The organism is Nocardia sp. NPDC005366, from assembly GCF_040606855.1.
GTDB lineage: Bacteria > Actinomycetota > Actinomycetes > Mycobacteriales > Mycobacteriaceae > Nocardia.
This window is the reverse complement of sequence record NZ_JBEXFQ010000014.1, coordinates 86,525-98,858: the sequence shown is the minus strand read 5'-3', so window position 1 is coordinate 98,858 and position 12,334 is coordinate 86,525. Positions and strand designations below refer to the sequence as shown.

Below are 12,334 nucleotides of genomic sequence, written 5' to 3'. Positions count from 1 at the left end.
TCGGGACCGGCGCACCCCCGCCGGTCCCGAGGGTCAGTTCCCCTTGTCAGCCCTCACCGCGGGCGCGGGCGACATCTGCAATCTCCTCGACGCCCACTGCCGACCCCCTTCCCAGGTGATCGCCTCCACGGCCTCCACCAAGCGGACCGGCGCGGTGTCCCCGGTATAGGGCGGCGCTTTCACCAGATACAACGCGACCTCGCGTTCGATCGCGTACTGGATCTGACTGTCCTGCACCCAACTCTCGTGCAGACTGAACGCGGTACGCACCCCGGTCGCGACCAGGACTGCCGCACCGAGCAGCGCGACGACCAGCGCGGGCAGATCGGTGACCGCCACGACCGGAATCGCGGCCGCCCCGACGATCGCGGACAACTCCGTCAGCGCATACGAACGCCTATGCCGCTTACTGCCTTTGCGATACCACTCCCACTTGGCCGTCACCGGGACCGGAAGTTCCTGATCGTCACGACGGGCAGTGCGCATCCAATGCGCGGAACGCCAAGGGGCACGAATCCTCATACCCTCATCATCGCGAAGACCGCCAGGTTCGCACGCGGAGCGGACCGGACCCGCTACCCTGCCGTCGCGGGCGGACGATCGATCCCCAACGCGGGCAACGCCCCTCGGAACCGTTCGACCTGCACCAGCGCCAACTGACCCGCACAGCCCTGACTCAGCGCCGACGCCGGGCGATCGGCGGTGAGCACATTCGGGTTGCCGTGGCGACAGAACGTCGGATCCGACGGGTCCGGGTCGTACCAACCACCGGTGGACAACTGCGCGACACCGGGACGAACAGCATCGTCGATGACGAGACCGGCCAGGCAACTACCGCGGTCGTTGAAGACACGCACCACATCGCCCGCGCCGATACCCCGCGCGGCGGCTTCGTCCGGATGCAGCCGCAGCGGTTCACGCCCGGCGACCTTGGCGGCCCGACTGTACTCGCCGACATCGAGCTGACTGTGCAGCCTGGATCGCGGCTGATTCGCCACCAGTTGCAGCGGAAAACGTTCCGCCGCAACACCACCGAGCCACTCCTCGGGTTCCATCCACACGGGATGGCCGGGACAATCGGCATAGCCGAAACCGTCGATGGTCTCGGAGAAGATCTCGATCCGACCACTCGGGGTGTGCAGCGGCGACGCCACCGGATCGGCACGAAAATCCGCGCAGAGCACCTGCTCCGCGTCCGGTACCGGGATTTCCAGCGATCCCGCCGACCAGAACGCGTCGAAATCCGGCATACCCGGCCGCCGCCACTCCCGATAGAGGTGCCGCAGCCATTCGGCGGCCGTCCGCCCCTCGGTGAAATCCGCGGCGACGCCCAGACGTTCGGCCAGTCCGGCGAAAATCGTGTAATCGTCACGCGCCACCCCGTGCGGCCGCGTGAGAGCAGGCATCGCGAAGAACACGCGGTCCTGCTGCCCCGCGCCGAAATCGTCGCGTTCGATACTCATCGTCGCGGGCAACACGATATCGGCATGCCGCGCGGTCGCGGTCCAGAACGCGTCGTGCACGACGACAGTCTCCGGACGGGTGAAGGCCGCGCGCAAACGCGCCAGATCCTGGTGGTGATGGAAGGGGTTCCCGCCGCACCAGTACACCAGCCGGATATCGGGATAGGTCAGCCGCCTGCCGTCGTAGTCGAAGGCAGCCCCCGGATTCAGCAGCATGTCGGCGATCCGGGCAACCGGGATGAACAGGTCGATCCCGTTATATCCCTGCGCAAGTCGCGGCACCGAATAGGCGCGCGCGGGCTCACCCAGCGACGAGGTCGACCCGTACCCGTGACCGAACCCGCCACCGGGCAACCCGATCTGGCCGAGCATCGCCGCCAAGACCACCCCCAGCCACAGCGGCTGCTCACCGTGGCGTGCCCGCTGCAAGGACCAGCTGACGGTGATCAACGTCCGAGCCGCCGCCATCTCGCGCGCCAGCGCCCGGATGCGCTCGGCGGGAACCCCGGTGATCGCCTGCGCCCAGCCCGGATCCTTGACGACCCCGTCCACCGCACCGCGCACATAATCGAGAAAATGCGGATACCCCACCGTGTACCGGTCCAGAAACGCGGTGTCCGCCAACCCTTCCGCATCCAGCACCTGCGCCAGAGCCGACATCAGCGCGGCATCGGTACCCGGCCGGGCCGCGATCCACTCCGCCTCCGCGTGTTCGGCGATATCGTCGCGCAGCGGGGCGATCGAGACGAACCGGCACCCGCGTGACCGCGCCGCACCAACCCACGTCGCCGTATTGTGCCGCGACACACCGCCCACCCCCACGACGGAGTTCTTCGGTGAGATCCCGCCGAAGGCCACCAGGAGTTCGGTATGGCGCGCGATCACCGATTTCGCGGTCGAATGCCGCTCCAGCCAATCCATACTGCCGATGACATGCGGTAACAACACCTCCGCCGCCCCGAGGCTGTAGCTGTTCACACTGCGCACGTAGCCGCCGAGACAATTCAGGAACCGATGCACCTGACTCTGCGCGTGATGGAAACGACCCGCGCTCGCCCACCCGTACGATCCGCCGAAAACCCCGGCGGGCCCATACTCCCGATACACCCGCGCCAGTTCCTCGGCCAGCAAATCCTGCGCTCGCTCCCACGACACCGGCACGAATTCCTCGTCACCGCGCCCCGCCCCGCCCGGCCCACGCTCGAGCCACCCGCGGCGCACATACGGACGATCGATGCGGGTCGGGTCGTGCTGCGCCGAGGCCATATTCCCGATCAACGGTGAAGGTTCCGGATCTCCCGCCCACCCGCGCACCGACGTCAGCCGTTTACCATCGCTCTCGGCGTCGAACACGCCCCAGTGCGTGAGATGCGTTGTCATACATCCACGGTAGCGCCGCACGTCCGTCCTCCTACTGCCCTCAGAGCTCCTCCTGCCCTCAGATCCCGAGACGAAGAATCGAGTAGTTAAACACCTGCATTTCACTTCGGTCGGTACCTTGAGGTAGAAACCCCCACAACCCCCTCGGAAAGGATGCGGCCCCTTGACTTTCCCCGTCGCAGGACCAGCACCGACCTCCATACCCTCTCCCCACCAACACGATCGAGGAGGTCGCTGATGTTCACTCGATGGGGGGATCTGGTCTATCGCCTGCGCTTCGGTGTCGTCGGCATCGTGGTCGCCGCGCTACTCGGCCTCGGCGGTTACGGGCTCGGCTTCGAACACCACCTCAGCTCCGGCGGACTCGATGACCCCGGATCCGAATCCGCGAGGGCCGCACGCCTATCCGACCGCGCTTTCGGGCGGAATCACGATTTCGACGTCGTTGTTCTCTACACCGCACCCGAAGGCGGCACCGTCGACGACCCCGAATTCAGCCGGGCCGTCATCGGCAACCTCGACAGCCTGCCCCGCGACCACCCCGGGGAGATCAGCGGCATCAACGCCGCCTACTGGCGCACCGAAACCGGAAAGCTCAGCAGCGGCAAAGCGGCCACCGACGACAAGAAATACGCCGTCGCCGCCATCGCCATCCGCGGCGACACCGACACCGAGATGGTACGTAACTACCGAAAAGTCAAGAACGCCTTCTACATTCCCGGGATCGACGTCCGAGTCGGCGGGTTGCAGCCGGTCGGCGGTACCCTCAACGACACCATGGCCGAGGACACCAGGCGGGTGGAACTACTCGCCATCCCCGCCGTCGCCGTCCTGCTGTTCTTCATCTTCGGCGGAATCGTCGCCGCGGCGCTTCCGCTGATCGTCGGGGGCCTCACCATGCTCGGCGCGAACGGGATCGTACGCGCCATCACGAACTTCACCGAAGTGAACTCCTTTGTCTCACCCGTCGTCTCGATGATCGGACTCGGACTCGCCATCGACTACGGGCTGTTCATGGTGAGCAGATTCCGCGAGGAATCCGCCGCGGGCTACGACACCCGCACCGCCGTCCGCCGCTCGGTGACGACCGCGGGCCGCACGGTCGTCTTCTCCGCGACCATGATCATCGCCAGCCTCGGCGGCATGCTCCTGTTTCCGCAAGGCTTCCTCAAATCCATGGCCTACGGCGCCATCGCCACCGTCTCGCTCGCCGCGCTCACCGCCATCACAATCCTGCCCGCCCTCCTCGCGATTCTCGGTCCCCGCGTAGACGCGCTCGGATTCCCCCGCTTCCGCACCGCCAAAACCGCGCACGACATCGAGAACGGCCTCTGGGGACGCTGCACCCGATGGGTCATGCGGCACCCGCTCACCATCGCCGTACCGATCTGCGTGCTACTGCTGCTCCTGATCCTGCCGGTGCGCAATCTCATCTTCGGCGGTTTCAGCGAGCGCTACCTCCCGCCCGACAACCCCACTCGCCTCGCGCAGGCCGCCATCGACGAACATTTCGCGCAACGCCGCTCCGACCCGATCGAACTCGTCATCGTCTCCGACGACTCCCTCGCCGTCGGCGCCACCGTCCGGCAGGCCAACCGAGCTCCCGGACTCACGGCCGACTTCGACATACCGTCCCGCTCGACCACCGACAAGAACGTCTATCGCACCCGCGCGATTCTCGCCGACTCCGACGAAGCGGGCACCACCATCGACCATCTGCGTTCGATGGAACTCCCCGATGAGGTCACCGTGCTCGTCGGCGGCGTGCCCGCCATCCAGAAGGACAGCATCGACGCACTCCTCTATCGCATTCCGATCATGATCGCGCTCGTCCTTCTGCTCACCACGGCGCTCATGTTCCTCACCTTCGGCTCGCTGGTCCTTCCCATCAAAGCCGCACTCATGAGCGCACTCGGCCTCGGCTCCACCCTCGGAATCCTCACCTGGATATTCGTCGACGGACACGGCGCGGGACTACTGAACTTCACACCCCAGCCGATCCAGTCCAATGTGCTGGTGCTGATCATCACGATCATCTACGGACTATCGACCGACTACGAAGTCTTCCTGCTCTCCCGCATGGTCGAAGCGCGCGCCGAGGGAGCGAATACCAGTGAAGCCATCCGCGTCGGCACCGCCCGCACCGGCAATATCATCACCGCCGCCGCACTCATCCTCCTGGTGGTCACCGGAGCCTTCGCCTTCTCCGATCTGGTGATGATGCAGTACATCGCCTTCGGGATGATCGCCGCGCTGTTCATCGACGCCACCATCCTGCGCATGCTGCTCGTGCCCGCCATCATGAAACTGCTCGGCGACGACTGCTGGTGGGCGCCGGAATGGATGAAACGCCTCCAACGGCGCGTCGGCCTCGGCGAACCGACCCTCGACGACGAACACCCCGGCCGCGAAACGACCGTCGACTTGGCCGAGACCATCCCGATCACCGATCCCGTCACCACCCGGCTACCGGTGGTCACGGGTGCGCCCCGCGACATGTAGCAGCAGCCACCGAACCGTCACACACGGCAAAAGCGCTCTCCGACGGCGGTCGGAGGGGTACGCTCTGCGCCAGAACCGGACCTGACGAGGTTCGGACGACCGGAGTCACCACGGCCACTGGACCGAAGGACGACCACCGATGAGCAGCCGTCTCGATGCCGAATACGCCGACCCCACCCCGTTACGCGTGCGGATCGACACCCACGAGCACTACTCCGAGAAAGCGCACGACCCGACCGAGGACGTCCTGGCCGCGCTGGGACTATCCGGCGCCGAATACCTGGCCGATATCGGTTGCGGCGACGCCCGCTTCCTCGCCGACCTGGTGTCCTCGGGCCACCGCGGCCGGCTCGTGGGGATCGACACCTCCCCCACCATGGTCGCCGCGGCCGACGTCCTACCCGGCGTCCTCGGCGTCCTCGCCGACGCCGAGCGAATTCCCTTCGACGACAACACCTTCGACACGATCACCGCCCGTCACATGCTGTATCACGTGGACAATCCACGGGTGGCGCTCGACGAGTTCCGCAGGACGACCAAACCCGGCGGCACCGTCGCGGTCGTGGTGAACCACCCGGGAAACTGTCCCCGTACCGCCGAACTGGTCGCCGCGCACGCCAATACCTACGGGATCGAACAGACCGGGTCGTTCCGGGCGTCCGTCGACTCCGACAGCCTGCCGCGACTGATGTCGGATGTGTTCGGAGCGGTGCGGATCCACCGCTCCGATAACGCCCTCGTCTTCGACAGCGCCGAACCGCTGGTTCGATTCGCCGAGGCGCTGTTCGCCTTCTACGGGGTTCCCGCCGATCTCCCCGAACGAGATGCGATCCTCGAAGATCTGCGTGCCGACGTCGAGGATTGGTTCGCGGCTCATCCCGGGGAAAGGTGGCGTGATCCCAAGGGATATGTCGTCGCCGCGGCGCGTGTGGACGCGGGCTGATTCGACCGGTCAGGATCTTTGCCCTCCCTTTGTCTGTGCGGTTTTGTATGGCTGGGACGTGCGTGTGCATTGTTGGCCGGGATTCGGTGTTCGAGACCAGTGAAGACATAGTTAGATGCGCATATCTACGTATCGGAATGTTTTATGTAGAACACCCGCTATGACCGAGGCCGTACATCGCGATTCCTCATTCCTCATCCGCCCACCTGCTATCGGGTGCCACACTCCCCCACGCGCCTACTTCGGGCGCTGTCCACCACCACTCCCCCACCGAGCGCGACACGTTCCGCGTTGCGCTCCGATACGGACAACCGACCAGTACCCTGACCCGTGAGACCCGGATCCCCCATCGGCGCCGGAGGTCTACGAACGCCGATCACCACATTCGACAGAGGATTTCGATGCGCACACAGAGTCGACGCCGCGCCATGGCAGCTCTGGGAGCCGCCACCGCCGCGCTACTCATCGGGACCACCGCGCCCGCGCACGCTCGTCCCGCCCCTCCCGCCCGGATCGCTCCGCTCGGTGACGACTTCCTCTGGGGCGTAGCGGCATCCGGCTACCAGTCCGAGGGACACGCACCGGACAGCAACTGGTCCAGGTATGTCGCGGCGGGCAAGACCAGCGACCCATACCTCGACTCGGTGGACTTCTTCACCCGGTTCCGCTCGGATATCGCACTGGCCGCCGGACTCGGCGTCGAGGTATACCGTATCGGAATCGAGTGGGCCCGAGTCCAACCCGTGCCCGGCGTATGGGACGAGGACGGGTTCCGTTTCTACGACGATGTGATCGCCGCCATCGAGGCCGCGGGTATGCGGCCGATGATCACCCTCGACCACTGGGTGTACCCGGGCTGGGAAGTCGACCGCGGCGGCTGGGCGAACCCAGGCATCGTCGAGGACTGGCTCGCCAACGCGCGAACGGTCGTCGACCGGTATGCCGGCGCCGCCCCCCTCTGGGTCACGTTCAACGAACCCGCCGCCTACGTACTCAACGAAACCAGCCACGGGGGCATCTCCCCCGCTGCCGCGCCCACCATGTTCGAACGGATCGCGCAGGCGCACAACAGCATCTACGACCACATCCACCGCGTTCAACCCGACGCGATGGTCACGAGCAACGTCGCCTACATCCCCGCCGCCGAAGACGCCGTGAACGGCGCCACTGTTGTCAACCGCATCGCGGACCGACTCGATTACATCGGCATCGACTACTACTACGGCATATCTCCCGACACCCTCACCACGACAATCAATTTCACCGATCTCTGGAAGAACCCCCTGCAACCGGAGGGCATCTACTACGCCCTGCAGCATTACGCGCGCCTCTTCCCCGACAAACCGCTCTACATCGTGGAGAACGGTATCCCCACCGAGAACGGCCTGCCCCGCGCCGACGGCGACACCCGTGCCGACAACCTCCGCGACACGGTCTACTGGCTCCAGCGCGCGAAAGCCGATGGCATCGACGTCATGGGCTACAACTACTGGAGTGTTACCGACAACTACGAATGGGGTTCCTATACACCGCGATTCGGCCTCTACACGGTCGACGTCCGGACCGACCCCACCCTCACGCGCACACCCACCGATGCCGTCGCCGCCTACACCGACATCACCCGCGACAACGGCGTTCCGGCCGACTATCGGCCCACTCACGCCCCCAAGCCCTGCTCCTTCGTCGACACGATCGCCAGTTGCGCCGACCCGGTCACCGTCCCGGGCTGAACCCGTCCCGGGATATCCTCTGGTTCCCGGTGTCGGCGTGGTCGGGATGCGCTGGGCCTGGATGCTGAGGATCTCTCCACAATCACGGCACGAGCGAATGACGACCTGCGCGTGCTCGGGCATCCGGCCCGGGTCGCCCTCGACCGGACCCTGGCGTTCCTGGCCGAGCAGTGGCGTCGTTGACCCGTCGCGGCGTGGCCGGATGCCGACGACCAGCCCCGAGTCGCGCACATCGCCGACGGGCGCCGAGCCCGTAGATATGCACAAAGGTTTTCTATCTCCGAGAATCTCACTTCGTGATGTGAGAATGTCATTTCATGCTCGAGCTCATCTCCACACCTCGCGGTCCTCGCGCACGACAGCTGCGGCGCGCTATCGGCTCGGCGGTGGCTGTCGTATCGCTGACCGCCACGGCCCTTGCCGTCGAGGCGACAGCGCACGGACAACCCGCCTCCCCCAGCGCCTCGAGCGGCTGCTCGACGCCAACACCGGCCTCGGGTGAATCCACCCTGCAGTTCACGAACGGCGGCAAGACAGGCACGTATATCCAGAGCATTCCGCCCGGCGCGAACAAGCCGCTACCCGTCGTACTCGACCTGCACGGGTTCATGGAACCCGCCGACATCGAGCATTCCGGCACGGGGCTCGCCGAACTCGGCACAAGTCGCGGATTCTTGACGATCACCCCGCAACTCAGCGAACTCCGGTTACCCCAATGGGATTTCACCGAGAACAGTGCCGACATCACCTACCTGTCGCAGCTGCTCACCCATGTCGAAGAGACACTGTGCGTCGACCGGCAGCGGATCTACGCCACCGGGCTCTCCATGGGCGGGTTCACGAGTTCGTCGCTGGGATGCCAACTCTCCGAACGGATCGCGGCCATCGCGCCGGTCGCGGGTCTGCAGGACTTCACCTGGTGCCATCCGAGCCGACCCGTGCCCGTCATCGCCTTCCACGGCTCCGAGGACCCGATCATCGCCTACACCGGCGGCGAGGGCCCCAACGCCCGATTCCTGCCGACGCCGGGCAATACCGGTTCGTCCCTCAATGATTCCGAACCCGGCGTCAACGGTCCCAATAGCCGAAGTATCCCCGATAATGCCGCCGCCTGGGCCCGGCGCAACGGCTGCGCGGCCGAACCCACCGATCAGCTCGTCGCGCCCGATGTCAGCCTGCGGAACTACGCGTGCCCGGCCGACGCCTCCGTCCAGCTGTATACGGTGCTCGGCGCGGGTCACGTCTGGCCAGGCACCTCGTCCGCGGTGTATCCGCAACCGTTGGTCGGCGCGAATACCACGTCCATCAACGCGACTCAGCTCATCTGGGATTTCTTCCAGGCCCACCCGCTGCGCCGCTGAGCTCCAGAACTGCGATGAGCTCGGCGTAGTCCGCCAACGGCTCGGTCCCGAGGAGCGATCACAGTCCGACGTGGACGGTTTTCTCCTCGGTGTCGGCCTCGATTCCGCTGCGGCCGAGTTCGCGGCCGATTCCACTGCCGCCGCGTCCGCCCCACGGCAGGGAGGGGTCGGGCACGCCCCAGCCGTTGATCCAGACCGTGCCGACGCGGAGTTGTTCGGTCACCGTCAGTGCGCGCGACAGGTCGTTGGTGTAGACCATGGCGTTGAGCCCGTACTTGGTTTCGTTGGCGATGCGGACCGCTTCCTCGGTCGTCTTGAAGCTGATCACCGTGGCGACCGGACCGAAGATCTCTTCGCGGGCGATGGTCAGGTCGTTGGTCCCGCGGAAGACGGTCGGTTCGACGAAATAGCCGGGGCGGTCGAGGCGGCTGCCGCCGGTGACCAGTTCGGCCCCTTCGTCGCGGCCGATATCGATGTAGCGCAGGATCTGATCGAGCTGGCGCTCGTTGACGATGGAACCCATGGTACTGGTGGGCAGGAACGGATCGCCGATCTGCGCATTTCCCGCGGCTTCGACCAGGCCGTCGACCACCTTGTCGACGATCGATTCGTGTACGAGGACGCGGGTTCCCGCGGCGCAGACCTGACCCTGGTGGTAGAAGTTGCCCATCGCGATCCAGGGCATCGCGGCCTCGAGGTCGGCGTCGTCGAAGATCAGCTGCGCGGACTTCCCGCCGAGTTCGAGGGTGACCTTGCGGAAGGTGTCACCGGCCAGGCTTTGAATCTGTTTGCCGACCCGCGGACTTCCGGTGAACGAGATCTTGTCGATGCCGGGGTGTCCCGCCAACGCCGCGCCCGCGACGGGGCCGAGCCCTGGCACGACATTGACGACGCCGTCGGGAAGACCTGCCTGCGTAAGCAATTCGACCAACCGCAGCGTCGACAGGGAGGCGTCCTCGGCGGGTTTCACCACCGCGGTGCACCCGGCGGCCAGGGCGGGCGCGAGTTTCCACGCCGCGATCAGGGCCGGGTTGTTCCAGGGGGTGATCGCGCCGATCACACCGAGGGGCTGACGGATGGTGTAGCCGAATCGGCGTTGCGGACCGAACGCGGGCAGCAGTGCGGTCGTTCCGGTGACCTTATCGGCCCATCCCGCGAAATGCCGGAAGACTTCGGCGGCTGCCGGGATATCGCCGTTGACCGAATCGTGGAACAGTTTGCCCATTTCGATCGCCTCGAGGAAGGCGAGATTCTCCGCGTCGGCGGCGATGAGTTCGGCGGCCTTCGTCAGAATCCGACCGCGCTCGCTGCCGCTCATCCTCGACCACGGGCCGTCCTCGAACTGCCTGCGCGCCGCGGCGACCGCGGCGTCGACATCGGCGGGCTGCGCGGCGGCGATCGTCGCCACGTGTTCTTCGGTCGCGGGGTTGAACGAGTCGTAGGTCTGATCCTGTTGCGCGGACGTGTATTTCCCATCGATCCGCAGCGTGGGCTGGGGCAGATCGAACGACGGGCGGGGCGATACGGCGGTCATTGTGTCTCCGGTGACAGCGGGTCTAGCTCGGATGTGGAATGTGTGCCGATCAGATCGGCGGTGTGAACCGGTGTTCGAGACCGGCCCAGGAATGGTCGTAGTCGGGCTGGCGGTGCGGGGCGGCGTAGGCGAAATCGGTGACCACCAGCGGCCAGCGGGTTTCGAACATGAAGGCCAGTGAGTTCTCGATCTTCTGCGGTGTCAGTTCCGCCGCGCTCGCGGTGTCGAAGGTTTCGCGGTCGGGGCCGTGCGCGGCCCACATGTTGTGCAGGCTCGCACCCCCGGGAACGAAACCCTCCGCCTTCGAGTCGTGGGCTCCCTCGACCAATCCCATGAACTCGGTCATCACATTGCGATGGAAATGCGGTGGCCGGAAGGAATGTTCGGAGACGTTCCAGCGCGCGGGGAATGCGACGAAATCGACATTGGCCTGCCCGGGGGTATCCGAATGCGAGGTCAGCACCGTGTAGATCGAGGGATCGGGGTGATCGAAGCCGATTGTTCCCATGGCGTTGAAATGGCGGAAGTCGAAGACGTACGCGGCATGGGATCCGTGCCAGGCCACCACGTCCAGCGGTGAATGGTCGTATTCGGCATCCCACAGATTGCCGCCGAATTTCTGGACGACCTGCACGGGTTGCTGGAGATCTTCGTAGGCGGCGACCGGGTAGCGGAAGTGGCGGGCGTGGGCCAGGCCGTTGGCGCCGATCGGGCCCAGTTCCGGTAGCGCGAAGGCCGAACCGTAGTTCTCGCACACGTATCCGACGGCGCGCTCGTCGACGAGTTCGACCCGGAAACGCACCGCGCGACCGATCACCGCGAATTGCCCCGGCCCGACGGCCAGTTTGCCGAATTCGGTGTGAAGGACCAGTCTGCCCCGCTGGGGCAGCACCAGCAGTTCGCCGTCGGCGTCACCGAAATAGCGGTCCCGCATGGTCTCGGTGGCGTAGTACATATGCACCGCGATGCCCTGCCGCTGCAGCGCCGAGCCATTGGCCGCGACGGTGTAGAGGCTGTCGAGGAAATCGCCCTTCGGCCACGAATCCGGCAGCGGATTCCACCGCAACCTGTTGGGATCGGCCACTCCGTCGAGAATCGGCGCGCTGCGGAAGGTCCGGTTGTCGATCCTGGTGTACGGCGGATGCTGCGCAGAAGGGCGGATCCGATACACCCAGCTACGACGGTTGACCGCGCGCGGCTCGGTGAACGCCGTCGCCGACAGCTGTTCGGCGTACAGCCCATAGGGAGCGCGCTGGGGTGAATTCTGGTCCGCCGGTAGCGCTCCGGGGATCGCTTCACTCTGGTGCTGATTGCCGAAACCGCTGAGGTAGGCGAAGTCGGTCGCGGCGGCGATACCGGGCACTTCCTCGGTGATCGAGGTATTCGTCATGATGTCTCCGTCTCCGGGGCTTGATGCCGGT

General features: G+C 65.8%; 8 protein-coding genes. 4 read left to right on the top strand and 4 right to left on the bottom strand.

All coding sequences use genetic code 11. The features are described from left to right. Window positions 1-33 precede the first annotated feature (33 nt). A complete protein-coding gene (locus tag ABZS43_RS18035) occupies window positions 34-522 on the bottom strand; it encodes a DUF4231 domain-containing protein (RefSeq protein WP_355037035.1) in 489 nt (162 codons plus the stop codon). 53 nt (window positions 523-575) lie between these two features. Next, the gene (locus ABZS43_RS18030) at window positions 576-2,843 is read right to left on the bottom strand and encodes a molybdopterin-dependent oxidoreductase (RefSeq protein WP_355037034.1); all 2,268 of its coding nucleotides are present in this window, start codon (window positions 2,841-2,843) and stop codon (window positions 576-578) included. Between the two features lie 237 nt (window positions 2,844-3,080). On the opposite strand from ABZS43_RS18030, the gene ABZS43_RS18025 reads away from it, so the two are divergent. The 4 genes from ABZS43_RS18025 to ABZS43_RS18010 all read left to right on the top strand — a co-directional run bounded on the left by ABZS43_RS18025 (window position 3,081) and on the right by ABZS43_RS18010 (window position 9,379). Next, complete coding sequence (locus tag ABZS43_RS18025; protein ID WP_355037033.1) at window positions 3,081-5,345, top strand: MMPL family transporter; 2,265 nt, start codon at window positions 3,081-3,083, stop codon at window positions 5,343-5,345. Window positions 5,346-5,484: 139 nt separating this feature from the next. Continuing rightward, window positions 5,485-6,288, top strand: coding sequence for a methyltransferase domain-containing protein (locus ABZS43_RS18020; RefSeq protein ID WP_355037032.1), 804 nt, complete (start codon window positions 5,485-5,487; stop codon window positions 6,286-6,288). 401 nt (window positions 6,289-6,689) lie between these two features. Continuing rightward, the gene (locus ABZS43_RS18015; protein ID WP_355037031.1) at window positions 6,690-8,018 is read left to right on the top strand and encodes a family 1 glycosylhydrolase; all 1,329 of its coding nucleotides are present in this window, start codon (window positions 6,690-6,692) and stop codon (window positions 8,016-8,018) included. A 317-nt stretch (window positions 8,019-8,335) separates the two neighbouring features. Further along, window positions 8,336-9,379, top strand: a complete 1,044-nt coding sequence (locus tag ABZS43_RS18010; protein ID WP_355037030.1) for a hypothetical protein — start codon at window positions 8,336-8,338, stop codon at window positions 9,377-9,379. 58 nt (window positions 9,380-9,437) lie between these two features. On the opposite strand, the gene ABZS43_RS18005 is transcribed toward ABZS43_RS18010, so the two are convergent. Continuing rightward, window positions 9,438-10,913, bottom strand: a complete 1,476-nt coding sequence (locus ABZS43_RS18005; RefSeq protein ID WP_355037029.1) for an aldehyde dehydrogenase family protein — start codon at window positions 10,911-10,913, stop codon at window positions 9,438-9,440. Between the two features lie 49 nt (window positions 10,914-10,962). Further along, window positions 10,963-12,303 (bottom strand): homogentisate 1,2-dioxygenase, encoded by a 1,341-nt coding sequence (gene hmgA / locus ABZS43_RS18000; RefSeq protein WP_355037028.1) that lies wholly within the window; start codon window positions 12,301-12,303, stop codon window positions 10,963-10,965. Between the last annotated feature and the right edge of the window lie 31 nt (window positions 12,304-12,334).

Coding starts and splice junctions, on each gene's coding strand:
- ABZS43_RS18020 (WP_355037032.1), top strand. CDS start 5,485: ATGAGCAGCCGTCTCGATGCCGAATACGCCGACCCCACCCCGTTACGC.
- hmgA (WP_355037028.1), bottom strand. CDS start 12,303: ATGACGAATACCTCGATCACCGAGGAAGTGCCCGGTATCGCCGCCGCG.
- ABZS43_RS18035 (WP_355037035.1), bottom strand. CDS start 522: ATGAGGATTCGTGCCCCTTGGCGTTCCGCGCATTGGATGCGCACTGCC.
- ABZS43_RS18010 (WP_355037030.1), top strand. CDS start 8,336: ATGCTCGAGCTCATCTCCACACCTCGCGGTCCTCGCGCACGACAGCTG.
- ABZS43_RS18005 (WP_355037029.1), bottom strand. CDS start 10,913: ATGACCGCCGTATCGCCCCGCCCGTCGTTCGATCTGCCCCAGCCCACG.
- ABZS43_RS18015 (WP_355037031.1), top strand. CDS start 6,690: ATGCGCACACAGAGTCGACGCCGCGCCATGGCAGCTCTGGGAGCCGCC.
- ABZS43_RS18030 (WP_355037034.1), bottom strand. CDS start 2,843: ATGACAACGCATCTCACGCACTGGGGCGTGTTCGACGCCGAGAGCGAT.
- ABZS43_RS18025 (WP_355037033.1), top strand. CDS start 3,081: ATGTTCACTCGATGGGGGGATCTGGTCTATCGCCTGCGCTTCGGTGTC.